This is a genomic window from Paenibacillus sp. FSL R5-0470, from assembly GCF_037975205.1.
GTDB lineage: Bacteria > Bacillota > Bacilli > Paenibacillales > Paenibacillaceae > Paenibacillus_AQ.
Genome location: NZ_CP150238.1, coordinates 3,601,818 through 3,628,430 on the forward strand (window position 1 = coordinate 3,601,818; position 26,613 = coordinate 3,628,430).

Annotated in this window: 22 protein-coding genes and 3 pseudogenes; 22 read left to right on the forward strand and 3 right to left on the reverse strand. The window is 42.8% G+C overall.

Annotation, left to right across the window (positions count from 1 at the left end):
* The first annotated feature begins 11 nt into the window (after positions 1–11).
* The 5 genes from MKY99_RS15685 to MKY99_RS15705 all read left to right on the forward strand — a co-directional run bounded on the left by MKY99_RS15685 (position 12) and on the right by MKY99_RS15705 (position 5,860).
* The gene (locus MKY99_RS15685) at positions 12–887 is read left to right on the forward strand and encodes a carbohydrate ABC transporter permease (RefSeq protein WP_339264868.1); all 876 of its coding nucleotides are present in this window, start codon (positions 12–14) and stop codon (positions 885–887) included.
* Positions 888–985: 98 nt separating this feature from the next.
* Positions 986–2,038 (forward strand): glycoside hydrolase family 88 protein, encoded by a 1,053-nt coding sequence (locus MKY99_RS15690; protein ID WP_339271669.1) that lies wholly within the window; start codon positions 986–988, stop codon positions 2,036–2,038.
* A 142-nt stretch (positions 2,039–2,180) separates the two neighbouring features.
* Entirely contained in the window at positions 2,181–4,475 is a 2,295-nt protein-coding gene (locus MKY99_RS15695; RefSeq protein WP_339264870.1) for a chondroitinase-B domain-containing protein, read from the forward strand.
* Between the two features lie 208 nt (positions 4,476–4,683).
* A complete protein-coding gene (locus tag MKY99_RS15700; RefSeq protein ID WP_339264872.1) occupies positions 4,684–5,652 on the forward strand; it encodes a glycoside hydrolase family protein in 969 nt (322 codons plus the stop codon).
* A 22-nt stretch (positions 5,653–5,674) separates the two neighbouring features.
* Positions 5,675–5,860, forward strand: coding sequence for a hypothetical protein (locus MKY99_RS15705; protein WP_339271845.1), 186 nt, complete (start codon positions 5,675–5,677; stop codon positions 5,858–5,860).
* A gap of 113 nt (positions 5,861–5,973) precedes the next feature.
* Here MKY99_RS15705 and MKY99_RS15710 read toward each other — a convergent pair.
* Positions 5,974–6,259, reverse strand: a pseudogene (locus MKY99_RS15710) (IS3 family transposase); the annotation flags it as partial.
* Between the two features lie 377 nt (positions 6,260–6,636).
* Between MKY99_RS15710 and MKY99_RS15715 the strand changes: the two are divergent.
* The 17 genes and pseudogenes from MKY99_RS15715 to MKY99_RS15795 all read left to right on the forward strand — a co-directional run bounded on the left by MKY99_RS15715 (position 6,637) and on the right by MKY99_RS15795 (position 23,220).
* A complete protein-coding gene (locus MKY99_RS15715) occupies positions 6,637–7,716 on the forward strand; it encodes a DUF418 domain-containing protein (RefSeq protein ID WP_339264874.1) in 1,080 nt (359 codons plus the stop codon).
* A gap of 231 nt (positions 7,717–7,947) precedes the next feature.
* Complete coding sequence (locus tag MKY99_RS15720; protein WP_339264876.1) at positions 7,948–8,325, forward strand: hypothetical protein; 378 nt, start codon at positions 7,948–7,950, stop codon at positions 8,323–8,325.
* A gap of 58 nt (positions 8,326–8,383) precedes the next feature.
* Positions 8,384–8,527, forward strand: a pseudogene (locus MKY99_RS15725) (MFS transporter); the annotation flags it as partial.
* Positions 8,528–8,810: 283 nt separating this feature from the next.
* Positions 8,811–11,012, forward strand: a complete 2,202-nt coding sequence (locus tag MKY99_RS15730) for a M1 family metallopeptidase (RefSeq protein ID WP_339264878.1) — start codon at positions 8,811–8,813, stop codon at positions 11,010–11,012.
* Positions 11,013–11,381: 369 nt separating this feature from the next.
* Positions 11,382–11,510 (forward strand): DUF6254 family protein, encoded by a 129-nt coding sequence (locus MKY99_RS15735; RefSeq protein ID WP_234540893.1) that lies wholly within the window; start codon positions 11,382–11,384, stop codon positions 11,508–11,510.
* A gap of 214 nt (positions 11,511–11,724) precedes the next feature.
* Positions 11,725–11,863: pseudogene (locus tag MKY99_RS15740) on the forward strand (MarR family transcriptional regulator); the annotation flags it as partial.
* A 113-nt stretch (positions 11,864–11,976) separates the two neighbouring features.
* Positions 11,977–12,369 (forward strand): hypothetical protein, encoded by a 393-nt coding sequence (locus MKY99_RS15745; RefSeq protein ID WP_339264880.1) that lies wholly within the window; start codon positions 11,977–11,979, stop codon positions 12,367–12,369.
* An 821-nt stretch (positions 12,370–13,190) separates the two neighbouring features.
* On the forward strand, positions 13,191–13,586 hold the full coding sequence (locus tag MKY99_RS15750) for a BlaI/MecI/CopY family transcriptional regulator (RefSeq protein WP_076283655.1): 396 nt from the start codon (positions 13,191–13,193) through the stop codon (positions 13,584–13,586).
* Between the two features lie 106 nt (positions 13,587–13,692).
* Complete coding sequence (locus tag MKY99_RS15755) at positions 13,693–13,854, forward strand: hypothetical protein (protein WP_339264882.1); 162 nt, start codon at positions 13,693–13,695, stop codon at positions 13,852–13,854.
* Positions 13,855–14,022: 168 nt separating this feature from the next.
* Entirely contained in the window at positions 14,023–14,754 is a 732-nt protein-coding gene (locus MKY99_RS15760) for a hypothetical protein (RefSeq protein WP_339264884.1), read from the forward strand.
* A gap of 75 nt (positions 14,755–14,829) precedes the next feature.
* The gene (locus tag MKY99_RS15765) at positions 14,830–15,243 is read left to right on the forward strand and encodes a BlaI/MecI/CopY family transcriptional regulator (protein ID WP_339264886.1); all 414 of its coding nucleotides are present in this window, start codon (positions 14,830–14,832) and stop codon (positions 15,241–15,243) included.
* Complete coding sequence (locus tag MKY99_RS15770) at positions 15,240–17,111, forward strand: M56 family metallopeptidase (protein ID WP_339264888.1); 1,872 nt, start codon at positions 15,240–15,242, stop codon at positions 17,109–17,111. Before MKY99_RS15765 ends, MKY99_RS15770 begins: the two co-directional genes overlap by 4 nt.
* A 465-nt stretch (positions 17,112–17,576) precedes the next feature.
* The gene (locus MKY99_RS15775; RefSeq protein WP_076283651.1) at positions 17,577–18,155 is read left to right on the forward strand and encodes a TetR/AcrR family transcriptional regulator; all 579 of its coding nucleotides are present in this window, start codon (positions 17,577–17,579) and stop codon (positions 18,153–18,155) included.
* A 239-nt stretch (positions 18,156–18,394) separates the two neighbouring features.
* Positions 18,395–19,093 (forward strand): SDR family oxidoreductase, encoded by a 699-nt coding sequence (locus tag MKY99_RS15780; RefSeq protein WP_076298629.1) that lies wholly within the window; start codon positions 18,395–18,397, stop codon positions 19,091–19,093.
* A 43-nt stretch (positions 19,094–19,136) separates the two neighbouring features.
* Positions 19,137–20,219 carry an alkene reductase gene (locus tag MKY99_RS15785; protein WP_339264890.1) on the forward strand — a complete coding sequence of 361 codons (1,083 nt, stop codon included), beginning with the start codon at positions 19,137–19,139 and terminating at the stop codon, positions 20,217–20,219.
* 80 nt (positions 20,220–20,299) lie between these two features.
* The gene (locus MKY99_RS15790) at positions 20,300–21,298 is read left to right on the forward strand and encodes an NADP-dependent oxidoreductase (RefSeq protein WP_339264892.1); all 999 of its coding nucleotides are present in this window, start codon (positions 20,300–20,302) and stop codon (positions 21,296–21,298) included.
* A 1,091-nt stretch (positions 21,299–22,389) separates the two neighbouring features.
* Entirely contained in the window at positions 22,390–23,220 is an 831-nt protein-coding gene (locus MKY99_RS15795; protein WP_339264894.1) for a hypothetical protein, read from the forward strand.
* Between the two features lie 938 nt (positions 23,221–24,158).
* On the opposite strand, the gene MKY99_RS15800 is transcribed toward MKY99_RS15795, so the two are convergent.
* Both MKY99_RS15800 and asnB read right to left on the reverse strand, forming a co-directional pair.
* A complete protein-coding gene (locus tag MKY99_RS15800; protein ID WP_339264896.1) occupies positions 24,159–24,689 on the reverse strand; it encodes a putative immunity protein in 531 nt (176 codons plus the stop codon).
* Between the two features lie 15 nt (positions 24,690–24,704).
* Entirely contained in the window at positions 24,705–26,582 is a 1,878-nt protein-coding gene (gene asnB, locus MKY99_RS15805) for an asparagine synthase (glutamine-hydrolyzing) (RefSeq protein ID WP_339264898.1), read from the reverse strand.
* Between the last annotated feature and the right edge of the window lie 31 nt (positions 26,583–26,613).

Consider the following 26,613-nt stretch of genomic DNA (forward strand, 5'->3'; position numbering starts at 1 on the left):
GGAGGGTTCGCATGCGAGTAAGCTTGGGTGAACATATATTCCGGGTTTGCAATACGCTGTTTTTGTCCGCGCTCATGATTGTAACAGTGTACCCAATTCTATACGTGGCATTTGCTTCATTCAGCGAACCAGCGCTGATGATGGCGCATAAGGGCATTCTTTGGAAGCCGCTGGGCTTCTCGCTTGAAACATATGAGGCGGTATTCAGCAACCCGATGATCCTGCTCGGCTACCGCAACACATTATTTATTGTCATTGTAGGCGTGGCTCTCAATTTGCTGCTTACTTCTTTTGCCGCATACGCCTTGTCCAGAAAAACATTGCAATATCGCAAGCAGCTTACGTTGTTTATCGTATTTACCATGTTTTTCAGCGGTGGATTAATTCCGTTCTACTTGCTGGTCAGAGGGTTGGGCATAACGGACACACTGTGGTCGCTGATCCTGCCTACCGCAATAAGCGCATTTAACCTCATTATCATGCGAACATCGTTCGAGGCAGTGCCGGATGCGCTAGAAGAGTCGGCCAAGATTGACGGCGCCAACGACTTTGGCATTCTGTTCCGCATCTTCCTGCCGCTATGCAAACCCGTGCTTGCAGTGGTAGGCCTGTATTACGGAGTAAGCCACTGGAACTCCTGGTTTAACGCCATGATCTTCCTTCAGGATCGGTCGCTGTATCCGTTGCAGTTGATCCTGCGAGAAATTTTGATTATTGGCGAGGCAAACTCCATGGCGGAAGGAGCCTCCCAGGATGAGATCATCATATTGGGCGAGACATTGAAATACGCCACGATTATGGTAGCAACCCTTCCGATTTTTCTGGTCTATCCGCTATTGCAAAAATATTTTGTGAAAGGCGCCTTGATCGGTGCCATTAAAGGTTAGAGAAGGGGTGGAATTCAGAGATGAGCAATGAAAATGTGAAACTGAAACCATCCGAGCTGACGGCTTGGTGGGATAAAGTGAAGATTAAAGTTGATCATATGATCGAAGCAGGCTGGACAGAAGCGCCGCATGTTTCGGCGGCGGGCAAATATGACCAGATCAAAGTGGATCAGTGGATTTCAGGCTTCTGGCCGGGCATTCTGTGGATTCTGTACGATATGACCGGTGAGCAACGTTATCGGGAGGAGGCGGAGCCTTGGGACGAACGCATGGAGCAATGTTACTTGCAGGACAACCATTTCCACCACGATGTTGGCTTTCAGTTCCTGCCGACATCGGTTATCCGCTACAAGCTGACCGGCGACCCGGACGCTCGGCGGCGCGGGCTGTTCGCCGCCAACTATCTGGCGGGCAGGTACAACCCGGCAGGACAGTTTATTCGAGCCTGGCCCCGCAACCAGACGGGTTGGTCGATCATCGATTCGATGATGAATTTGCCGCTTCTGTTCTGGGCGAGTGAAGAAAGCGATGATCCGCGCTTCAAGCATATTGCGGTCTCCCATGCAGATATGGTGCTTCGCTCATTCATCCGAGGCGACGGCTCGGTGCATCATATCGTTATCTTCGATCCGGAGACGGGCGAAGTAGAACGTTATGACGGCGGACAGGGCTTCGCCCCGCAATCTTCCTGGTCGCGGGGCCAAGCTTGGGCACTCTACGGGATGAGCTGCGCTTACCGCTTTACGGGAGAAGCACGTTACTTGAATGCGGCGAAGGGGGTGGCACATTATTTCATCAGCGCGTTGGCGGAAGACGATGTGCCGCATTGGGATTTCCGTGCGGCGACCGACTTGACGGACGAGCCGCGCGACACCTCAGCGGCGAGCTGCGCAGCATCTGGCTTGATCGATATCGCGTCGCAGGTGGCTCCTGAGGAAGCCGCTTTATATCAGCGCGCGGCCACGCGCATTCTTCGCTCGCTGTCGAACAACTACAGTGCGCTCGACAAGCCGGAGTATGAAGGCATCCTGCTCGGCGCAACCGGTCATAAACCAGTCAATACCAACATCAACGTATCGCTGATTTACGGCGATTACTATTATATTGAAGCTTTGGCGAAGAGCAAAGGCTGGAGCCAACATGTTTTTTAAGCGGGATCAAAGGCCATAATCACGAAGCCGGGAGGACAGGAAGCTCCTCCCGGCTTTCGTATTCTTGAGAGGAGGTGCCGGACGGAACGAAGGGAATGATTCAATAACCATCATTTCATAATGGAAAGGATGAAAATGAATTATGGGAACCAAAAGTATGACGTTCATTATTTTGATCTGTATGCTGGTTGCGTTAATACCAGGAACGGCAAGTGCGGCTGATACGAAGTTCACAATTGGCAGCTCCGACGTGACGGCGAGCGGAGATGACGGCAACGTTCCAGCCAACACGGTGGACGGCGATTTCTTAACACGTTGGTCGGCGAATGGCGACATGCAATGGATCCAGTACGATTTGGGCGTAAATCGCAAATTGTCTTTCATCAAAATTGCATTTCTGAATGGGTCAAGCCGCACTTCTACTTTTGATATTTTGACGTCAATGGACGGTTCCACCTTTACGACCGTCAGCAGCGGAGTTGTGAGCAGCCTTGTGGAAGGTCTGCAAACGTTCGATTTTCCGGATGTCGATTCTACCCGCTATGTGAGGATCGTTGGGCACGGCAATTCCTCCAACCTGTGGAACAGTTATTCTGAAGTTGAACTCTACGGCACCGCGAACGGATCTCCGCCAGGCGCAAGCAAGTTGGCGATTACCGTGCCACAACTTATGGCCAGCGGAGATGACGGCAATATCGTCGCATATACAATCGACGGCGATCTTAACACACGCTGGTCAGCGAGTGGCGAAGGGGAGTGGGTCCAATACGACCTTGGATCGAGCAAGCGGGTGGAATACGTGAAGATCGCCTTCACCAACGGGGCGGAGCTAACTTCCGCTTTTGATATCCAGACTTCATATGATGGCTACAACTTCAGTACAGTGCTTTCGGGAGCGGTCAGCAGTCTGAGCAACAGCTTGCAGACGTTTGATTTTGCCGATGTTGCCCCCGTCCGCTACGTTCGTATTGTTGGCTACGGTAACTCAGTGAACGCCTGGAACAGCTTTGCCGAGGTCGAAATTTATGGTAGCGATTCAAGCGGCAGCGGTAGCGAAGGGACGGTCGTCGAAGTTAGCACTTCCACGCAGTTGGCTGCCGAGCTTGTAACCGCTACGGCGGGTAAAACGATTGTGTTGGCAAACGGCACGTATTCGCGTACAAGCCCGTTCGCTGTTCAAAACAAAAACGGCACTGCCAACGCGCCAATCGTCATTAAAGCGAAAAACCGCGGTCAGGCTATCATCTCGGGAGCGTCAGGCTTCCGCATCGAGAACTCCTCGCATGTGGTGCTGGACGGATTAAAGTTTACGAACACAAGCAATGGCGCAGTGGTGTTGGAAGGCTCGCACCATGCGCGGCTGACCCGTAATACGTTTGCGCTTCCCAGCTCGGGGAGCGGCTTGATGTGGCTGCAAGTGCGGGGCACGAACAGCCATCATAACCGCATCGACCGGAACGACTTCGGACTGAAGAGCGACACCGAACCGCTGATCGCTTACGAAGGACAGGATGGCTCAGGGCAAATTTCGCAATACGATATTATCGAATACAACTATTTCCATGATGTAGGCCCATGGGTAGCTAACGGCAAAGAGACAATTCGTCTCGGCTTGTCGGGTCTTACGCTCTCCCACAGCTATAATACGATACAATACAATGTATTTCAGAATTGCGATGGAGAGCCGGAAATCATATCGGTCAAGAGCAGCAGCAATTCGGTGCGCTTCAATACATTCCGCACTTCCAAGGGCAGCCTGACGCTGCGGCATGGCCATAACAACAGCGTATATGGTAACTTCTTCCTCGGGGACGGCGTGGAGTCGGATCAGGAAGGCATCCGGATGTTCGGCAATGACCATAAGATTTATAACAACTACTTTGAGAATTTGACTGGCGAAGCAATCTACTTGCCTAACGGAGACTTTGACGGCGGTACTGGAGGCTCCCCTCCAAGTCCGACGGTCGAACAATTGCGCAAACAATGGAAAGTTTACCGGGCGCTTATCGTCAACAATACGATTGTAAACAGCAAAACCGGTATCGTCATCGGCTCGGGCAAAGCGTATGCTCCGCAGGATTCCGTCGTGGCGAACAATATTATATACAACAGCACCGGCACGCTTTATTACGAGGCGGCGACAACGAATACGCTGTTCCAAGGTAACATCGGGTTTGGCAGCACTATTAGCAACATATCGCGCAGCTCGGAGCAGATCCGAAATATCAATCCGCTGCTGACTGCGGTGAACGGCATTCAGAAACTGTCCGCGAGCAGCCCTGCAATTGCTGCAGCTGTGGGGACATACACGTTCGTGCTGGCGGATATGGACGGTCAAATGCGGGCGACAGCAGATGTGGGGGCGGACGAATATTCCGGCGCGCCTCTACTGAATCGCCCGCTAGCGGCCGACAATGTGGGGCTGAATACGCCTTAGGATCGATATATGTGCAAGCATGCCGGCGGTTGGTTCGCCGGCATGACTATGTCGATCCATTGATGTATGGAGCAGTCCTGTTATTCACTTCATTTGGAAGGATGGGAGACCATGTTTCACAGCAATTATGGAGCAGTGGGAAAAAACGAGGTGACTGCACATGCATACTAGCACAATGTTGCCGGCTCCGCGTGGCGGCGGCTTCCGTATGGAAGGTTATTGGGTATGGTGCGGTTCCGTAGTGCAGGGCGAGGACGGCAAATTCCATATGTTTGCCTCGCGCTGGCCGAAGACACTGCCGATGCATCCCGGCTGGATGACAGCTTCAGAGATTGTCAGGGCAGACTCGGATACCCCCGAGGGACCGTACCGATTCTGCGAGGTGGCGCTTCCGGCGAGGGGAGCGGAATATTGGGACGGACGCTGCACGCACAACCCCCATATCGTCAAGCACAACAACAAATATTTGCTTTATTATACGGGTTCGACCCATCCGCTAAGCGATCCAGAGCCGCCCGGGAATTTCGGGTTAACAGATCCTCAATGCATCGTGGCGCGGGCGAACAAACGGGTAGGTCTGGCTATAGCGGACAGCGTTTTGGGCCCGTGGCGCAGAGCGGACGAACCGATATTGCCAACACGTCCCGGCCGATTCGATAGCTTTCTGACCTCCAATCCGGCTCCGTGTGTCAGGGAGGACGGTTCCGTGCTGCTGATCTACAAGGCACGTCACTACGAAGGCAACCTGCATGGCGGCATGACGATTGGCGTTGCGTATGCGGATCACTACGAGGGGCTGTACCGGGTGCTGAGTGACGAGCCGGTGTTTCCTCCAGAGTCGTTCCATATCGAAGACCCTTTTATCTGGCAAACAAACGAAGGATTCAATTTGATAGCCAAAGATATGGAAGGGCATCTATGCGGAGAAAAATACGGCGGCATCTACGCCAAGTCACCAGACGGGCTGAAATGGAGCTTGCATGGGCAGCCGCAAGGCTATTCCCGGACGGTGCGTTGGGATGACGGTACGGTGCAGACGCTGGGCAATCTAGAGCGGCCGTTCCTGTTGTTCCAGAACGGCAAGCCGACTCATTTGTTCGCGGCCGTCTCGGACGGCAGTGATGGTTTTAAGGACGCTTCCGATACGTGGAACATGGTTATACCTTTGAAGCAATGATTCACTGGAGCTGTGGCAAATTATGAACCGGCACGTGGACAAGGGCAATACAGTTATCGTTATCGAGTATAACCTTGACGTCATCAGTCAGGCGGATTGGATTATCGACATGGGCCTGATGGCGGCAGTAGGGGTGGCCAAATTATATTTGAGGCGAAACCCATACAATTCATTTAAGCGAAACATTCTTTCACAGGGAAATATTTAAAATAATCATGGCTTTTCTGATTGAATCAGACTGTTCAAGCACTAAACACTTCCATTAAAGTTAAACAGGTTATATAATTAGGCAACTTGTTGGGCCTGAGTTCGGTACTGAACTCAGGCCTTTTAGTTTTGCTTTAATTCGCTTGTTGTTGTAATAATCGATGTAATTTAATAGCTCTTGTTTAAAATGTGCGATACTTTCGAATTCCTTTAAATATAGAAATTCAGATTTAATGATACCAAAGAAGTTCTCGATGACGGCATTGTCGTAGCAGTTACCTTTACGGGACATACTTTGCTTGATGCCGCGTTCTTCGAGAGCATGACGATACTGTTTCATCTGATAGTGCCAGCCTTGGTCAGAATGAATAAGAGATTTATCTTCATCTGATAATCTATCACGATAACTTAAACTATATTTTAAATAACATCTACGCTTAATAGGATGATCTCTGCTTCAAAACGCTTCCATTTAGACAAATCTAAGTCTGTTCTTGAAATTTTGAACAAAATAATTGACCTTAGGTCAGACCTAGGGTTTATTGTTTAGGTATTCCAAGCCGCATTCCTTAGGAGTGACGCTAACCGGATATTTCACAGGCATTTTGGGTTCTTCGTTCTGAACCATTGAAGTCTATGCTTATAGAGGTGCCTTATTTTGGTGTATTAGTTTTATCGGATTAGGATACTCACTCGGTTCACTATGGGAAAAGCTGCTGCTATCTATTGAGCGATGTCATGTCATAAAGCGAAATGTATTAAGGGAGAGGATGCGGCATGAGTCAAGCGAAAGAGCGGATAACTGCCTTTGATTTTGCAAGAGCATTGGCGATCTTCGGCATGGTAATGGTGAACTATAAGCTAGCGATGCAGGCAGAGAGTGGCGGACCTGTATGGTTGCAAGCGATAGCGGGCCTTTTTGAGGGGAGAGCATCCGCCTTGTTTGTCGTGTTGGCTGGTATTGGGGTGGCATTAATGACCTCGAAAGCCCGTAACTCAATGAGCTGGGAACTCATTCCTCAAATCCGTAACAGCTTGTACAAGAGAGCTGCTTTTCTGTTTATATCTGGCGTGCTTTTATTGCTAATAGGCTGGAGTGCCGATATTTTGCATTATTATGCGGTATTTATGCTTGTAGCTGCAGTCTTGATCACAGTATCCGATAATATAATACTAGTTTTGTTTTCGATAATCCTGATAGCATCGCAGTTGTTTTTAATCGTATTCGATTACAGCAAGGGATGGGACTCGAGTTTTAAGGAATACATAGGCTTTTGGACGATAGAAGGGTTTACTCGCAATCTGTTATTTAACGGATTTCATCCCATTTTTCCTTGGCTGAGCTTCTTCCTTATCGGCATTTGGATTGGTAGGAAGCGTTGGCTGAATAAGGAAAACCGTTCAAAATTACTAGTATATTCGTTGTCAGGAACGGTTGTTTTTGAATCGATTTCTTTCTTCTTGGTTAAATGGACCTCCCCAGTACTGAGTAAAGAAGCAGCAACTTATCTTTTTGGAACAAAACCGATGCCGCCCACAATGCTGTATGTTTTCTCTGGCATTTGTTCAGCTGTCACCATCATTGCGATCTGTCTTTATGTGGTCGATAAATTTGAAAATTCCATTCTGACACAGGCGATGATCCATACAGGACAGTTATCGTTAACCCATTATATCGGGCACGTAGTGATCGGAATTGGTTTTCTTATGACAGTGGGTTATTTGGAAAACGGAAGTCTTTCTTTTGCAATGGCATACGGAACCGTTTATTTCATTATCTCCATTATCTTTTCGAGTCTGTGGAGAAAGTGGATGAAAAGAGGTCCGATTGAGCTGATCATGAGAAAATGGTGCTGAGTGGTGTAAGAGGCTTGAAAAGTAACATGTGACAACTTATTATTCAATGAACGTTGAGGGAAGATGCCGTCCATTGTTATCGTTTTAGCTACGCTCCCTTGGACGGTCCAACAGGAGGCTTTTTTAGCAAAGAAGGTACAATGGCCATAGTAGTAAAATGAAGTTAGCGAGGGGGGAAGAAGCACGTCTTTATTCTCACAAACGATAACTGACTTTTGGCGGACGCAATTTTTGAACGGAGACATCCTCTATACCGATGAAGTCGCTACTGTTGCCATCAACACGAACCTGGATAAAGACAGTCTGGTTATGGCGGTCCTGATGCATGCGATGGCCGATAAGGTAAGCCTTTATCAACGACAAGACCTGTCTGTGAAGATCATTCGCCGAAAATTGAATGAAGCGGGAGTCACTCTGCATGGCGGAGATTATCTTTTTTATTTTTCAGAAGCCGATGAGAACGTCTTGCTGCAAGAAAACCTGAAAGGAGACTTTCACTGGTTAACCGAGCAAGATGAGGCGGCTTTCTCCGAGTTCGAATCCTGGCATATATGGAAGCTGAATTATTCCAAATTGTCATTGCGTACCTTTTCCCGTTCCTTTAAATAAGCAGCTCAAATCGATCATCATTTCGTTTATAGAGTTCCGTGTCAGTGAGGCTAAAAGCATTACGTTGGGAGCTTCCATTGGTGATTGGTTTATCTCTCAATGGGGAATACATCCGCTCATATGGAGTGGAATCATATTCGCTTTGCTTGCTTTCATGTTAATTATGATAAAAATTAAAGCTTTTAGTTCAAGAGCCACATAAGACCCTTTTTTGAAGCCCAACAGGCGCTACTATATCGGCAGCCTGTTGGGCTAGATGTATTGTCAAGCCAAGTGTGGGAGCGGACCTCCTTGGAACGCTGTTTTATCGAGTTAGTGCAATACACTTGTGCAGAGTATCAGTTTTAAAAAACTATAAGTGATTCCTTTTAAGGTTAATGTAAGGTTCCTTTAAAACTCGTGTAAAGTAAGAGCTTTATACTAGTCTTTGTACATACTCGAGAATCTACGATCATGATTAGGAACTTATCATTAGGAGGAGCAACATGAATAAACTTAAACATTGGAATACTAAACTACCGAAGTGCATGATTGCCGGCAGTCTTGTTGTCGCATTAAGTACAGGCCCTGTTTTCGGGACGGGGATAGCGATGGCGGCGAAACCAACGATTCAGAACGATTCGTTGCTAGAAGCGGATGCGGCTGTTCATCAGCTTGCGCGCTATCAAGTAGACGCAAGGCTTGATGAGAAGAAGATGACAATTCACGGTACAGAAACTGTGACCTATCGAAACAACACGAAGGATACACTGGACAATATTGTGTTTCACACCTTTGCAGATGCAAACCGTTCAAAGGAAACACAGTCGGGTATGTTCGAAAATTCAAATGAACGAATGGCAAAGGAAAATCCGGATAAAAAACCTGAAGATTTCCTGGGCGGCATTGACATCAACAATGTGAAGTCGTTAGGTCAACCCTTGAAGTTCGATAATACGAATCAGGCACTTAAGGTTGCATTAGGACAAGCATTGCAGCCCGGGCAATCTATCACACTGGAACTTGAATTTGACGTAAAAATTCCTTATGGCTCACAGCGGTTGTCCCATTACAAGAATATCATCAATGGTGCTCATTGGTTCCCTGTGCTTTCGGTCTATAACCCTGCAGATCATACGTGGGACAAAACTCCTTACAGCACTACATTTGAATCCGATTATTATGATTCTGCGGATTATCAGGTAACCATGAATGTACCCGCCGATTATCAGGTTTCCATGCCTGGAACACTGAACGTACAGGATGCCGAAACAGGCCGCAAGATGGTAACGGCCACTGCGAATAATACGAGAGAATTTGTCTTCTTCACGAGTCCAGATTTTAAAGTAGAAAGTGTTACACGAGATGGTCTGACCATACAATACTATTACTTTGATAATCAGAAAGACAAAAAACAGATTATCGATCAATATATTGATCAAGCGTTTAAAGTCATTAACTTCTTCAGCGAAAAATATGGTAAATATCCTTATCCGGAGTTCAGAATTGTTGAATCGTACGTTGAAGGGATCGCTGTTGAATATTCGCGAATGATTCAGATGGGTATGATCGAGGGTCAGCCAGATATTTCAAACCATTCAGCATTTGTCCATGAAATTGCGCATCAATGGTTCCACGCATTAATTGGAAATAATTCCGAGAAGGAATCATTTCTAGATGAAGGATTTGCCGATTTCTCTATGGTATATTTCTATGAGAAACAAGGAAATCCGTTAAATGGATTCAAGGTGATTCAAATCGATGAAGTATCGTTAGATAGTCCGCTTGATGCGACCAATGATAAGGTTGGCGATTCTCCCGACGCCATTTTTTATAAAAAAGGCCGTCAAGCCATCTATGAGTTGTATCGTACGCTTGGCGAAGAGAAGTTTGATGAGTTGATGCAGACATATTTTGACCAGTATGTATACAAAAATGCGACGATCGAAGGACTGCTTCAGGTTGTTGAGAACAAAGCGGGCAAAAAGATCAGAGAGGATTGGGAAGCGGATTTGCGCCAGCCCAATTATTCGTTGAAGTCTGAATATCGTCTAACAGCGGACGAGGAAGCCGCTTATATGTACGAGCAATTTAAATCAATATACCATTCGGTGTTTGTGCAGTTTCCAGAGGTTCCGTTTGAAACGATGAGCCGAATTATCGATAAAACGTTGCAGGGCGAGCCGCTAACGATTATCTTGAGCGACCGTATGACATCGGACAAAGCAACAAAACAACAGGATCAGCTGCTCAACCAGTTTCAAGGCTTCTTCCAAATAGCAGGAATAAAACCAACGATTATAACAGAACGTCAAGTATTAAAAAACAAGCTTAAGAAGGAGCTAGGGGACAGTAATATCATTGTCATCGGCAAACCGGATGCGAATGGGTTTGTACAAGCCTTGAAGTCCGGCATCATCAAGCGTGCTGATACAGTCGGTTTTAAATGGCAGGAAATCATGAATAAGTCTAATCAATCCGGAGCCTACATTATCAAACATCCGTATAACCAGAATCGTCTCATGTTGCATTATTTTTGGACAGGGGACCAATTGAGTGATCAGACGGAAGATCCATTTATGGCTAAAGCATTGGAATCATTAAATTTTTCAAACCATTTCTATCAATATTATGTTCTAAATAACACAGGTAAGAGCAGTAGCGAACAAAAGATCGAAAATCCGTATGCGAAACTATTTGCAGAATAATAAATGACAGGGCAGTCTTAGTCCCAAGGGAGCTCCGTGGTCGTATTTTTTTGTTAACATAATAAGGATTCTCAGGAAAATTTAAAACCGCACAACAGGTGGAAATCTGAAAAACAAACTTTTAAACAAAGCTCGTTGAAAAATATGCAATTGCCTTTGGAAAACCAGCTCTAACCGTGCTCGGAAAACTCGATTGTGCCGCTACAGTATGCACCAGCGGCCAACGGATACAAGAGAACGTACCAAAAAAACAAATACCCTAGTGTATTATGCCTGTAAGCACAAAATAATTATATGAATGAACGTAGCCATGGAATGACATCATAAGGAAGTAGTATACATCTCAATTTCCAGAGGAGGATATCTTTTATGGCTCACCAGAAGAGAAGGAAAGAAGCTGCCTGGAAGTCACGAAAGCAAGAACAGCATCCCCATGGTAAAATCAAATCGCTTAAGGGATTGTCCAGCGAATATGAAGATAAGAATACTACTTTTTAAGAGAAAGACTGTCGGAGAAATTTGCCGGCAGTCTTTCTGCATTAGGACTATTATTACCTGTACAACGGGCACGGAGACGTTGTGCAGATGGTAGTTACAAGAGGCAACTCAGCCTGTTGTTTTTTTTACTCGAAGGATCTCTGCCGTTGGTTTCCATTGGCATTGATAGAAAAATGTGTTGACGAAAAAGTAATTAGGGGCCATACATAAATATATGAACAATAATAATAACGTAACAAATGACATTAACGCTATTCCCTCGCTTGTACCAATCCAAACGTCAGATTGATCCCTATAACCTAGACATAGACGCACAGGCTATACTCGTCGCGTCTAGGCTAATGGCCGCGGGCGTCCCTTTTTTGTCCAAATCGCAATTTGTATTCATCACTCAACAAAAGATACCGATATTAAATGATATGTTACAACTATTTTAATAAATTCCATTCGATGAGGATGTGGAGTCATGCGTATTAATAATTCTAGTCCTAGCGTTTATCACATTAACCAACACAACAATCTAACAAACAACAAAGAGTTGTTTAAATCAACGCTTCTCATACAAACAGTTGAAAAGAAAGATGATGAAGAAAAGAAGGACAAATCCGGAGAAAAAAAGGGGCAACTGGTTACAGCAAGGGAAGGCGCTTATATTAGACAGTATCTTGTTAATTCAGACGGATCAAAAGTTTTATTGAGTGAAACAAAACAAGCTGAGGACGAAGCTACAAGTACAGAAAACTATTCGCGGTTACTTTCAAAATCTAATAAGAATCAGAATATTGACGAAGGAATGAGTAATAATTCAAAGGAAATAGTAAGTCTGTTAAATCAAAAAATAGGTAATATAAACCAGTAAAAGAAGAGCTGATTAGTAATTATAAGGAAAAAGTTTTTTAGTTTAATGAGAATAAAGGGCATTCCTTAGTTTTTTTCTGGGAGTGTCCTTTTTTTGTGTCGTGCATATACTTCCACTTTGTATGCAGAACAGAATCCTGAATATATCTTGTTACCACACGAAAAGAGGCGTGAGGAAGGGCACCCGACGTCTACGTTATTTTCCACATCTTTATCGACGTACCTTATTGCGATTCCGTTTATAATATCGACGGCGCGTTTCATGGCGCGTTCGCTCGGTGTGTTTCAACGTAACATTAATATTCACTTTACCGTAAGGATATTTTTTCTTATACTCTAAAATCTCTGTTCGCTTATCAATTCATACTTCGTTAAGTAGCCATTTGGAGAGTTTTCTCAAGATCTTTATCATTTAAAATCTTTATAAAATACTGATCTTCCCTGGATCAGTATTTTTCATTGCGGAGGGTAGATTAATCGGGAATAGATACAAGTTCATGTCTTTTATCAGTACAAGTTCTTGTCCTTTGCTCAGGACAAGAACTTGTACTGATTGCCGAAAACGGAAAAAACATGATCCTATTGCCACGAGCCTTGATTTGGTAAAGTTAAACCATTCCTATAGGCACGTTCACTCCTAAAAATAATAGCTCGGCATATATCCAAGATATATCTTAGGTCAAACCTAAAGGTCAAGATATCGATCGGCAAAACTTTATTTTCAGAATGTAACACATTGCAGGTTGACAAGATCAGACCACAATTGTACTATTTAATTGTGACTACAGATGTAGTCATAACTTGATTTTGGAGGGTTTAGGCATGACAAAAATACCACCCATCACGGATGCGGAGCTCGAGGTGATGCGCGTATTGTGGGCCAGTCCGAATTGTCCTTCCAGCCAAGTCGTCAAACAGTTGGCGGAACAAGTGGGGTGGAGCCCGAATACGACAAGGACGCTCCTGAACCGTCTAGTGCAGAAAGAAGCGGCGGGAACAACACAGGAAGAGGGATCCAAACGGAACTTTTTGTTCTATCCACTCATCAGCGAACAAGAATATTTGAAGTCGGAGACCAAATCGTTCATGAAGAAACTGTATGGCGGCGCCTTGAAACCCATGCTCGCTAATTTTTTGCAGGATAAGAAGCTGAACGAGAAAGAAATTGATGACTTGAAAGCTTTGTTTGACGAGAGTCGCAACAACGATGATCGATAAGAAAATTGATTAAAGGTAGAACCATTCAGCCTAACGTCGAACCGCCGCGTAAATCGCGGTTTTTTTATTAGTATAATTCCACAAAATTACCCAGCATACAATCTATGTGAAGACCGGCATCGCCGATTTAATCTTCCATGACCTAGGACTGCTTCCAACTAGTCTCAAAGCGCTGTCCAGCCTCAATCCGGATCATGTCATCCTGTTGGTGGACAATAATCAGAACGTGCTCGAGCAGATCTCCAGCCAGATCCTACAACAGCAATAACGAATCCATCGTACGATCAAACTGCTCTCCGGAGGAGTTTTTTTTATTTCATGGATACTCGAAAAGGGTCCGATAAAATAGTGTTGACAAAATATAACTACAACTGTAGTATTGAATTATAACTACACGTGTAGTTTTAAAGCAGGATCACAGAAAGGAGTTTTTCACATGAAAGCAGCATCAAAATTAGCCATCGCAACCCTCAGCAGTGTTCTACTATTGGGTTCATCGATGAACCTTGAGGTAGACGCGGCTTCTTCCAAGTCAGCCCAGAAGTCGACGGCTAAAAAAGCAGCCGATCAAGCTCCAACGGCAGCGGAAAAAAAGGTGGTTGACGCAGAAATTAAGAGAGTGAAGGATTTGACCGCCAAGACTGGAGATACCTATGTCATGTATTATAAGTACAAGGCACTCAACAGCGGACTTGATCTTAACTACTGGGGGCTGACGAAGGAATACTTTTCCTTTGATGAATATCTCCAGAAAGCATCAACCTTAAAAGGCGTTGTCTTGCAAAAGCCCTCCAACCTGCCAAAAGGTTACACTTTCTCCAAAGCGAGAATCGGAGGACCCTTGGGAGGCAAGTTCATCGATGATTTAAGAGCCGAAGGGAAGAAGAGCGGCAAACCGGTCTTCACGAAAAAAATGGACTGGAAAGAAGCCGACGATATTCGCCTGGAATACACGAACGGGGAAGATACGCTTGCGATTACGAAGTTTGTGGTGGATGCGAAGGAAGGGAAGAAGAAAGGTTATTTTGACGATAACCTTCCGGCAAACATTTTCCCAAAATACATTTATTGGCAAGCTGGCGGCAAATTCGGATACAGCCTTTCAACTTCATCCGATATCACCCGAGAACAGAAGATTGAAATTCTAAAAGCAGCGGTCAAGAAGTGATAGGTTGCCTTGAGCATGCGCAGCAGTTCACCCATCCTATGCATTCTGCGCAAGTTAGATTTGGAGGTTGTATATATGAACCGAATACCATCCATAACGGATGCAGAGCTCGAAATTTTGCGGGTATTGTGGCTAAATCCAGATTGCTATTCTAGTGAAGTTGTTCAACAAATGACGGATCGAATGGGCTGGAGCCCGAATACGACCCGAACGCTTCTTAGCCGACTGGTACAGAAGGAAGCGGCGGGCGTGAAGCTGGAGCAGAGTTCGAGGCGTATGCAATTATTTTATCCTCGGTTCAGCGAGCAAGAATATCAGCGTTCCGAGACTACTTCCTTCATGGAGAAGATGTATGGTGGTTCCATTATGCCGATGTTGGCTAATTTCCTCCAAGATGAGAAGCTGAATACGCAGGAAATTGAGGATTTAAAGACGTTATTCGACAATAGCGGCAGAATTGGGGAACTAGAAAAGAGAGAATCTAAATGAGTCCAAGCTTATACGAAACTGTTGTGTCATTCTTCGGCTGGGTGATCCAGGGATCGTTCATGGCAGGCATTCTAGTCATGCTGATCTTGATTCTGCAATTCTTATTCCAAAACAAACTGGAAGCCAGATGGAAATATTTGCTCTGGATACCCGTGGCGATCCGCTTGCTGCTTCCTTGGGCACCAGAGTCTTCTCTTAGCCTTTATAATGTATTATCTCTGGAATCCTTCATGCCTGGCATTCACCAGCAAATGCAAGATCCATCGATAAGTGCAAGCGAGACAGGAGAACACGTAAAGGGTTCTGTTCCGGAGAAATATGGAATTGTAGTTGGGATAACGGAATTAACCGCATCCACGGATACATCGGGAAGCAAGCCGGAGAACCGTTTCTGGTGGAATGAAATTACATCGATGGGCTTTGTTCCAGTCTTGGTACTGATCTGGCTTACGGGTGTACTGCTTCTCGTCGCGAAAACCATATACGATCAGCTGCGATTGCAACATGCCCTGCGCGCTGGTAGCCGTATAGAAACGCCTTTGTTATTGGCCTTGTTCCATGATACACGGCAGCAGCTCGGCGTGAAGCGCAAAGTTGAATTTGTTTCCAGCGAGCGTATTCCCGGTCCGGCCGTCGTTGGGTTTTGTAAGCCGACAGTCGTCATCTCTCCAAGTCTACTGATGTCGCTGCATGAAGGACAGCTTCAGTATATCTTGGCGCATGAATTCGCTCATGTCCGTCGCAGGGATGTAGCCGTGAATTGGATCATGCACCTGGTTCTGATTCTCCATTGGTTCAACCCACTTGTATGGCTTGCAGTGAACAGAGCGCGACAAGATCAAGAGATGGCCTGTGATGCCTTCGTGCTGGATCGGATGAGACCACAGCAAAATAATGCGTATGGGCAGACGATCATCCAAGTGTTGGAACATTTCTCGGGAGACCATCGCCTGCCGGGACTTGCCGGCCTATCTGCGACACATAAACAAATGAAAAGGAGACTTATCATGATCAAACAATTCAATAAAAAATCATATCGCCTTTCTATCTTAGGGATGACAATCATTCTCGCGCTTGGCAGCGTGACGCTGGTCAATGCCAAGGAAAAAGATGATGGGAACGCAACGATAGCTGTTTCGGCACAATCAGAAGCTGGGGATCGTCAATTAGATATCACCTATCCTGAGGAATTCAATGGATCTAAGGTAGACCGTGCGTTGTATAAGCAAGAAATGGATAAAATGAATAAACTAGCGGCGGATGCAGCTAAGGCACTTCCAGCAGAGGATAAAAAATATATCGACGATGAAATCAATCGCGTGAAGGAATTGGTTAAAGAGACGGGTGACACGTATGTTATCTATCATAAATATAAAGCGTTGAACAGCGGACTTGATCTTAGCTATTGGGGGCTGACGAAGGAATATGCTTCCTTCGATGAATATCTTCAGAAAGCAGCAACCTTAAAAGGCGCTGTCTTGCAAGAGCCTTCCAACCTGCCAGAAGGCTACACTTTCTCCAAAGCGAGAATCGGAGGACCCTTGGGAGGCAAGTTCATCGATGATTTGAGAGCTGAAGGGAAGAAGAGCGGCAAACCGGTCTTCACGAAAAAAATGGACTGGAAAGAAGCCGACGATATTCGCCTGGAATACACGAACGGGAAAGATACGCTTGCGATTACGAAGTATACTGTGGACGCCGATGGAACTAAGAATAATGGATTTTTTGACGATGATTTACCGGCTAATGTTTTCCCGAAATACGTTTTTTGGCAAAATGGCGGTAAATTTGGATATAGCATTTCAACCTCATCGGATCTATCACGACAAGAGAAGATCGAAATTCTGAAAGCTGCAATTAAAAAATAACATCTCAAGGCAGGCGCCCATATCACCCTATAACTAGGGTCGATATGGGTTTTTTATCTTGGAGCAATTGATATAAGTGAATGATTATCTTAGTAAATTGCTTATCATATAAAAAGTGAGGTGAGTGATGGACAGTGGACGGCAACACTGTGGTTTGCTTCGATGGATGAAGTTACGAACTATTACTGTCCAATGACACAAAAGTGCCTACATTGTGGTTTATTGACTTAAAGTTACCTACATAGTCGCGCTATGATGATTTATGCACTAAGAAATGTCCTGTATGAAAAGTCTAAGATAAATAAAAAGGACAGGGAAGGGATCCGCTCGGAGGTAAGGCACCACAGACCAGTCGGAAGGAGTAAAGAAGAAAGCTAAGAGAGCACATCGTTAACAGTGATTAGAAAATCCATTCTTTACCGATCGTTCTCAATATGTTACATTTACTATTAGGGAGGGAATCGAATGGCAAGAAGCAAAGAATTCGAAGAGAATGAAGTATTAGATAAGGCGATGAAGCTTTTTTGGGAACAGGGTTACGAGAAGACATCTTTGACAGATCTTGTAGAGCATATGGGAGTTCATCGAAGAAGTTTATATGACACATTTGGCGACAAGCATACGCTGTTTTTGAAAGCCATGGACCGTTTTCGCGATAAAGTGAATGCTGAGCTTACGAGGGAAGTTAAACGTTCCAAGACTGCAACTGAGGCACTTCAGCTTATCTTTAGTTTCATAATAAATGGTGAAGAAGATTCGCCCTCAGGCTGTTTGATGGTGAATTCAGCCGTGGAACTAGCAATGCGCGATGCCAATGTGGATTTGAAGTCCACTGAATCGTTCACATTATCAGAGAAGCTGCTCAAAGATATTATTTTGTGGGGGCAGCAGGATGAAGAATTTAGCTCGGATTACAATGCCGACGATCTAGCGGAACATCTGCATTCTGTTTGTGTGGGGTTAAGGGTAATGACAAGGACCTCAGTGCCTAAAGAAAAATTACATCGAATAGCCGATTTATCAATTAAACTTTTACATAAGTAATTATTATTTAAAAATAATTGCTTATGCATATTCTAGAATGATTGTTCTCATAACTGAGTGTTGTCTCGTTTATAGATCTCTTTAAACGATCCTTCTTGTATATTTTTTAGAATGATCGTTCTCAAAATATGTTTCTTTCCTTGCTTTAGTTTTCTTTCATGAATGATCTATTCTTGTGTACATTTTAGAATGATCATTCCCATATAGTAGTTAATAGATGAATAAAAGGAGTAAATAAAATGATAATTTCTGAACAAGTGGCATTTGTAACTGGAGCAAACCGAGGTTTTGGCCGCCATCTCACCCTTGAACTTCTATCCAGAGGGGCTAAGGTTTATGCAGGTGCAAGAAATCCGGAAACCATTGATATTCCAGGCGTTATACCTGTAAAGCTTGATATTACCAACACTCAAGAAGTTGAAGCAGCTGCTATCCTCGCTAAGGACGTTACGCTATTAATCAACAATGCAGGATCATCTACTGGCGCTTCTTTGCTGGAAGGTGATGTGGACAAAATACAGTTGGAGTTTGATACGCACTTCTTCGGTACGCTATACATGGTTCGTGCTTTTGCACCGATCATTGAGAAAAACGGGGGAGGATCGGTTTTAAATATTCTTTCCGCATTATCTTGGTTTAGTTCCGGAACTGCGGGTGCTTATACAGCCGCGAAGGCTGCAGCATGGGCATTGACGAACGATTTACGTATAAACTTGTATCCACATAATGTGAGAGTAGCAGGATTACATGTTGGCTTTATGGAGACAGACATGACATCCAGCTTAGAAGTTCCCAAAGTAAGCCCTGCAGATATCGCAAAAATAGCTATTGATGGCATAGAATCTGGCAGTTTTGAAATTATTGCTGATGATAACAGCCGAATGATACAAGGTGGACTTGCAGGTGGCGTTCCTGCACTGTACCCTCATCTTTCTTAATAACAATTTCATTTCTAACTTAATTTATAGAGGAGACTACAAAATGAACAAATTGTGGAGTAATACGAAAATTGGAAATATGGAATTACCTCATCGATTAGCAATGGCACCTATGACACGTAGTAGAGCACAAAAGGACGGCACACCGGGAGAACTAAGCTCCCTTTATTATGCTCAGAGAGCATCAATGGGATTAATTATTAGTGAAGGTACACAACCTTCTGATGATGGACAAGGTTATTTAAATTCACCTGGCATCTATACTGAAAAGCAAATAGAAGGTTGGAAAAAGGTTACCGATGCATTACATGAAGCAGGGGGCTTTATGTATATACAATTAATGCATGTGGGCCGTATATCGCACCCCGACAATACTCCGCATCATCGACAAGCAGTTGCACCTTCAGCGATCGCACCTGGTGTAGAAATGTTTACTGATAAAGGAATGCAGGAAATACCCGTTCCACGAGAGCTAAGCGAAGAAGATATTCAAAATACTATTGCAGACTTTCGAAAAGCAGCTGCAGCAGCTATTAAAGCAGGTGCTGATGGGGTTGAAATTCATGGAGCCAACGGTTATCTAATTAATCAATTTATTGGTGAAAATTCTAATAAACGAATCGATAAATACGGTGGATCTGTGGAGAATCGTGCTCGTTTTGCAATCGAAGTAACAAAAGCAGTAGTTGAAGAAATTGGAGCAGAAAGAACCGGTTTCCGTATTTCACCAGGAACACCTCTTGGTGGGATTGATGAAGGCGTACAAGGACCAGAGGTTTATCGCCATCTTGTAAAAGAATTAGCTAAGTATAATTTAGCATACCTCCATGTTATGCATTTAGGGAATGAAATACTGCTCCGTGAAATTCGTTCAATTTGGTCAAATCCATTATTGGTCAATAGAGCAGGGCGGGCACTTGAAGATATTAGTGTAGATATTGATAGTGGTACTGCTGATGTGGTGCCAGTCGGTATCTGGTCTTTAGCTAATCCGGATTTTGTGGAACGTCTAAAAAAAGGAACACCTTTAAATATAGTTGATCCTAAAACATTATACGCTGGTAACGGAAGCTTAGGTTATACAGACTACCCTATAATGGAAGAATTAAAAGCTCAACAGCAATAAGAATAAGTGAAATCACAAATGGCGTACAACTGAAAATTGTACGCTCTAAGATTTGCAAATGGAAAGGAAGCTGGCACAACATGAGAGCTGCTCAAATACAGAAATACTCAAAAGAAATTCATTTGGAAATAAACAATGTTAAAATACCGAAAATCGATAATCGTGAGGTACTCGTTAAAGTAGAAGCTGCAGGTGTAAATCCTTTAGATATTCTTATTTTAAATGGCAGTATCCGAATGATTGCTGATTATGATTTCCCATTAACATTAGGCAATGAACTTTCTGGTGTTATAGAAGCATGTGGTAAAGATGTTGTTGATTTTCAGGTTGGTAACCGAGTTTATACGAGGTTGCCGGTGAATAAAATAGGAGCTTTCGCTGAATATGTGGCGGTCAAAGATGAAGCTATATTTAAAATGCCTAAAAATCTATCCTTTATTGAAGCAGCTGCGGTCCCACTTACTGCTTTAACAGCTTATCAAGCATTGAAAGAAGTGCTCAACGCTCAGCCTAATGCAAAACTATTTATTCCTGGCGGAACTGGCGGGTTCGGTGCTATGGCAATCCCTATTGCTAAAGCAATGGGGTTATACGTTATTACAAGTGGCAGTGAAAGAGGTCGATCACGTGTACTGTCGATTGGAGCAGATGAATTTATAAATTATAAGGAGGATAACTATGCTGAGATTCTATCCAATATAGATTATGTTATAGACACCTTGGGTACAAACGAAATAAAAAGGGAACTTGATATTTTAAAACCTCAAGGAAAATTAGTATCATTGAAGGCTTTACCAAATTATCGCTTTGCCGTTGAAAATAATCTTCCAATGTGGAAAAAAATGTTGTTTTCTTTAGTAGGTGCACGTTTAGACCGTTTAGCAGCAAGAGATAAAAAAGAATATCACTTTTTATTTGTGCAAGCCAATGGAAGACAGCTACAAGAGATTACTAGCCTTATTGAAAATGACAATATTAAACCTTCAATTGATTCTACTTACAAATTTGATGATATTAATAAAGCGTTACAACAAGTTTCTACTGGTCACTCACAAGGCAAAGTTATTGTAACTTTCTAAGGGAGAGAGCGAATCTAGTCGACTGTCTGTGACCGAGAAGAAGACTACTTCGTTTCACTCTGCATACGGTTTGATGAACGACTGAGACGTGCTTGGTAGTTTGCTCAGCAGCTACCTCGTCCATTTCAAGAGATGGCGGATTCGAATGGGAGAGAACAAAACAAGGTTACCAAGCGAATTGGATCCCAATCAGCCACAACCTTTACTAGACGAGAGTACGGCTCGGACCCTAAAATCTAGCGTGTAACGGTTCGTAAAAAATTCCATCGAGGGATTGACTCGTACTTGTATCTCGAAGATAAATTGACTGAATTAGAACAACATTAAAGAACCGCTACATAAGAGAATATCCATTTTGAAGATGTCATCGGAATACTTATTTCTGAAATACTAATAATTAAAAGCAATGCTAAGAAGAAATGCGTGATATGTTAAATAGGGTTTTTCCTGGCAAAATCGTGATTTATTAATATCGAAGGCTATTACCTAATGGAGATAGTCTTTTTACATTGAGGAAAATTTTATTTTTTTGAAGATCAATTTTTTGTTATCATTATAGGGAGGGTGACATTTATATTTATGTAGGTAACTTTTTGTCATTGTATGTCAGAAGACAAGAACATAGTCCCATAAGAGCCCGCGCCCAGCGCTGGTTTTCTGATTTATGGGACCAAGTTCTTGTCCTTTACTCAGGACAAGAACTTGGTCCCATTGCCGAAAATGGACAAGAACATGTTACTATTGCCGATTTGATTGTCTAATGTATGTCTTACACCGACTTGACGCAGGCCACAGGTGTCAAATGCTCGCCTATACTCGCGTTCGGAAACAAGGAAGCGTTTGGAATCTGATGGCGGACGGCATTTGTGTGAGCGATCAGAATAGACCCGGACGGAAAACCATTTTTTTGTAAAGGCGGTGCTTCGAAACGGGAAGCACACCAAAAAAAAATAGGACAATTATTCCTGCTAAGTTATATAATATAAGAGGAAAGTATTATGCTATTTTTGCTACCTGTAACCTATTCAAGGAATACATTAGCAAAATTGGTAGATGCTTTACTATTAATAATTAAGCTGGGAGAAGGCTATATGAAACGAAAGAGTTGGATTTATTCGCTAATGCTAGCAATTATAGTATCGGTTGTGTTTGGGGTTGGCAGTATTTATGCGGCTGCACAGAACATCACCGACATTGTCAAAGTGACCAAACCTGCTGAGATAAAAGTTGGGGAGTGGAAATCATACGAAATAGCCATCACTGACTGGACTGATGCAGACGTTACAGAACATGACTTCACTCCAATCTCATCAGATGAGAATGTTGTCAAGGTCGTACGAAAAACGCAATGGGTTTCTGAACTTCATGCCATAAATAAAGGGAATGCTACCTTAACTGTCAATATTGGAGAAAAGTTTGAACCTTATGTATTCACTGTTCAAGTGGTGGATGATTATACAGTCATTCCTGAACCAACTAAGCCGGTAGTTATAAAGGAACCTACACACGAAGAAATTATGTTACAGGATCTTGAAGATTACATCGAGCAGTTGCAGCCATTAGGAAGCTATGAAAAGAAAGCCATAACTACGTTAAATCAAAATAGTTTCCTGAACGATTCAACAAGAAAAACAATCTTTCTTACTTTAAACAATACTGTATTGCCCAATTATACTAAATTTGTATCCGGGTTGAAAAACCTCAAAGCTAATAATGTAGAGTTGAAAGAAATACATACCTCCTATCTGGCAGGAGCAAAACTCCAGTTGGAAGGGTTCACTATAATGCGGGACAGCTTGAGGACGACCAAAATAAATTGGTCCAAATTCAATGCAGGTGAAAAGAAGGTGGCAGAAGGAATTAAGCAATTGAACAAATCCGAAGTGCTTCTTGACAAGTATGCAATTAAATATGTCAAATAAATAAAATAATAAACAGAACCCTTAAAGTGCTTTAAGGGTTCTGTTATTTTTTTTGAGGGGCCTGTGCCAAATATATAGACCATTAAGGCATGCCGGCAGGGAGCTGGGGCACGAATGCTTCAAGAATGTAGATTATGTCTTATTAAAGATAAAGTTCTTATAAATTCTCACATCAGCACAAAAGCTAACTTCAAAATGGCTTTTAAATACCAAGAGGTTAAAGGTAAGAGCGCTGAAAGTATAAACTTTAAGATGTATTATGAGAATACAATCAACACAAGAATCACTGAATATCAATGCCCCAATCATAGCTTAAGAAAAAAGAAAGCTATTTCAAAAATGAAATCCTATGTACCAGCACGGATATCCATTGATTATCCAAAAAATTATGAACGGATTAATTACGTAAATTCTTATATAAAGAAGCATGATTATTGAAAACTGCTCCAGTTGAGTTGTTTTTTTATGGCCAGAATAGGGGCTTTGTCGGCAAAGGGACAAAGTTCTTGTCCTAAAAGGGACTATGTTTTTGTCCACCGACATTTGTACAACATCCTAGATGTAAACAGGGCTTATTCCAACTCAAAGACATATGTACAAAATACGGGTTTTGTGAGGAAGTAGTACATAAATTAATGGAACAAGCCAATTTAAACCATACTAATGCCAATTAGCTGTCCATAATTGATATCTATACAATATTCAAAATTGTTCATACTAGCTTCCCTTTCATGAACAATTGAATCTCTTTTTAGATATTGATTTGTCTCTAACGAGTATTAAACTTTAAAGTGTATCAGAATCTCGGATTAAACTTTGTTTAGTTATATTTATATGTTTATTGTTGATTGTTCTTTACGTACCTCTTAAATAAAAAAGCTAATTATTACCATTAATTAACTTATATCAGTATCTTCATACCGTTCAGTCTTATAGCTTCAATTATAAAACATTTCTTTAGCTATCCTTAATTGTCTTTCCCGTTCTTTAGTGGCAGACTCGGCCACTGAGGAATTATTGGATATGATTACCATTTTAACTGCATAGTCACTGCTTACCATAGCATGTCCTCTCATATGTCCAGTTGCAATGGCTTGTGCAAAAGAACGAGCAGCATACTTACTTGCTTCGGTTGTGGACTCTTTCGCTAATTCATTGACTATGAATCCAACTTTTCTTAAGTCAAAGGCTCTGATACCACCAGCTATACGTTTTTCTAGCGTTTCTATCCCTAAATCAATGCGCGGGTCATTTATAAGATGTTGATCCAGATGATCCAGGTGTTCAACAGCAACGCTCAAAGCCCATTTGGCCAGGAACTTCTGCGGTAATTTTTCAAGTGTCTCTTCAAGTTGATTTCTTAATTCATTATTGTCTACAATCTTTATCTTAGGACTACTGTAAGTAAATTCGTTAGTTGATTTTATTTGCTGCTCATGTTTATTCCATGCATATTCCTCAATGTTCAAACGATCTCTCCCCCATTACAGCACGGCACTCTTTAATTGCTTCAGATCTTCTTTCATAAAAAGCGTGTACCACACTGAAAAAATGTAAATTAGCCAGATTCTACGCGAATAATCACCTTTATTACTCCGATGCTGGATAAACATTTCTTCGATGATATTCATATTGAATATTTCTTCAATACCACTATAGCGTATTTGCTCAAACATTATATCTGAAATCGGGGTCTTAAGCCAATCACGAATCGGTACGGGAAATCCTAATTTCGGGCGATTCACAATAGCATCAGGAACAATTCCTTCCATAGCTTTACGCAAAGCGAGTTTTGTTGTATTTTTGCCAATTCGATTGGAGACTGGAATTTTACTAGCCGTTTCAAAAACCTCTTTATCTAAAAATGGGACTCTTAATTCCAATGAATGTGCCATAGACAGCTTATCTGCTTTTGACAAAATATCGCCAGGCAACCAAAAATTCATATCAATAAACTGCATTCTTGTCGTAGGATCTAGGTGCACTGTCTTATCATAAAAAGGCTTAACGATATCCGTCGGATGTAAAAAGCTATTTTGAGCGTGCACCGACTCATGGAGCAAGTTCATCTTTCCGCTTTTGTTAAAGATATTAGCATTACCGAAAAAGCGTTCCTCTAAAGGTGTCAGCCCCCGAAGTAAATAGTTTTTTCCATAAAAATGATATGGATATATAGACAATGATTTTCGTAACGAATCCTTTATGAAATTGGGCATCCATGAAATGGGTCTTAGTGCATCTGGCTCTCTATAGATCCGGTATCCTCCGAATAATTCATCAGCGCCTTCCCCGGATAGGACAACCGTGACATGATCTTTTGCAAGCTGATTGAGATGATAAAGAGCGATGGCGGAAGGATCCGCGACAGGCTCATCTAGATGCCATACCGTTTTCGGAATACTATCAAAAAAGTCTTCTGTAGATAAGATGTGAAAATAATGATCCGTTCCCAGTTTAGCTGCCGTTTGATTTGCAATGATGGTTTCATTGTTTACCCCTTCAAATCCAATCGAAAAGGTCTTTGTTAATTCTTCTGCTTTCATCATTGCAGCTATTGCTGTGGAGTCAATTCCACTGGACAAAAAACACCCTCTATTCACATCACTTTGTAAATGAAGGTTTACAGACTCTTTCAATTTCCACTTAATTTCTTCCGCATAGTCCGCTAAAGATCGTTTTACCGGATGAAAATGGGGTTCCCAATATTTCTCGATCTTCATTTCACCTTTAGCGTTAACAAATACTCGCTCTGCAGGTCCTAATTTATGAATATGTTCAAACATCGTATCCGGTTGCGGCACATACTGAAAAGTTAAGTAGCTAAATAAACTTTGATACTGAAGCTTTCTTGGTACTCCGTGAACTGCAAGAATGCTTTTAATTTCCGAAGCAAATAAAAGGTTATTCTCATCTTTGTAATAATAAAAAGGCTTGATGCCAAAATGATCTCTGGCAGCAAAAAGCGTCTGTTCCTTAACATCCCAAATCGCAAAACTAAACATTCCTCGTAAATGATGGACACAGTCCTTACCGTATTCCTCATATAAATGCACAATGACTTCTGTATCTGATTGCGTTTGAAAGTGATGTCCCTTTAGCTTAAGCTGATCTCGTAGTGTTTTATAATTATAGATTTCACCATTAAAAACAATCCAAAGGGAACGATCTTCATTCGTCATCGGTTGATTTCCATCACGTAAATCTATAACGGATAACCTACGAAAACCGAGCCCAATTTGAGAATCGAGCCATACGCCTTCATGATTAGGACCTCGGTGATTCATTGCACCTGTCATTTGTTTTAAGGTTTCCTCTTGCGGGGGTTGTCCATTACATTTTAAGATTCCTGCTATTCCGCACATGCTATTGTAGTCCTTCCTATAGTAAAGATTA

Excerpts from the sequence above, each read along its gene's own strand:
- MKY99_RS15790 (WP_339264892.1), top strand. The coding sequence starts at position 20,300 with ATGAGAGCTGCTCAAATACAGAAATACTCAAAAGAAATTCATTTGGAA.
- MKY99_RS15760 (WP_339264884.1), top strand. The coding sequence starts at position 14,023 with ATGAAAGCAGCATCAAAATTAGCCATCGCAACCCTCAGCAGTGTTCTA.
- MKY99_RS15735 (WP_234540893.1), top strand. The coding sequence starts at position 11,382 with ATGGCTCACCAGAAGAGAAGGAAAGAAGCTGCCTGGAAGTCACGAAAG.
- MKY99_RS15685 (WP_339264868.1), top strand. The coding sequence starts at position 12 with ATGCGAGTAAGCTTGGGTGAACATATATTCCGGGTTTGCAATACGCTG.
- asnB (WP_339264898.1), bottom strand. The coding sequence starts at position 26,582 with ATGTGCGGAATAGCAGGAATCTTAAAATGTAATGGACAACCCCCGCAA.
- MKY99_RS15690 (WP_339271669.1), top strand. The coding sequence starts at position 986 with ATGATCGAAGCAGGCTGGACAGAAGCGCCGCATGTTTCGGCGGCGGGC.
- MKY99_RS15765 (WP_339264886.1), top strand. The coding sequence starts at position 14,830 with ATGAACCGAATACCATCCATAACGGATGCAGAGCTCGAAATTTTGCGG.
- MKY99_RS15775 (WP_076283651.1), top strand. The coding sequence starts at position 17,577 with ATGGCAAGAAGCAAAGAATTCGAAGAGAATGAAGTATTAGATAAGGCG.
- MKY99_RS15780 (WP_076298629.1), top strand. The coding sequence starts at position 18,395 with ATGATAATTTCTGAACAAGTGGCATTTGTAACTGGAGCAAACCGAGGT.
- MKY99_RS15715 (WP_339264874.1), top strand. The coding sequence starts at position 6,637 with ATGAGTCAAGCGAAAGAGCGGATAACTGCCTTTGATTTTGCAAGAGCA.
- MKY99_RS15695 (WP_339264870.1), top strand. The coding sequence starts at position 2,181 with ATGGGAACCAAAAGTATGACGTTCATTATTTTGATCTGTATGCTGGTT.
- MKY99_RS15795 (WP_339264894.1), top strand. The coding sequence starts at position 22,390 with ATGAAACGAAAGAGTTGGATTTATTCGCTAATGCTAGCAATTATAGTA.
- MKY99_RS15750 (WP_076283655.1), top strand. The coding sequence starts at position 13,191 with ATGACAAAAATACCACCCATCACGGATGCGGAGCTCGAGGTGATGCGC.
- MKY99_RS15770 (WP_339264888.1), top strand. The coding sequence starts at position 15,240 with ATGAGTCCAAGCTTATACGAAACTGTTGTGTCATTCTTCGGCTGGGTG.
- MKY99_RS15730 (WP_339264878.1), top strand. The coding sequence starts at position 8,811 with ATGAATAAACTTAAACATTGGAATACTAAACTACCGAAGTGCATGATT.
- MKY99_RS15700 (WP_339264872.1), top strand. The coding sequence starts at position 4,684 with ATGGAAGGTTATTGGGTATGGTGCGGTTCCGTAGTGCAGGGCGAGGAC.
- MKY99_RS15705 (WP_339271845.1), top strand. The coding sequence starts at position 5,675 with ATGAACCGGCACGTGGACAAGGGCAATACAGTTATCGTTATCGAGTAT.
- MKY99_RS15785 (WP_339264890.1), top strand. The coding sequence starts at position 19,137 with ATGAACAAATTGTGGAGTAATACGAAAATTGGAAATATGGAATTACCT.
- MKY99_RS15745 (WP_339264880.1), top strand. The coding sequence starts at position 11,977 with ATGCGTATTAATAATTCTAGTCCTAGCGTTTATCACATTAACCAACAC.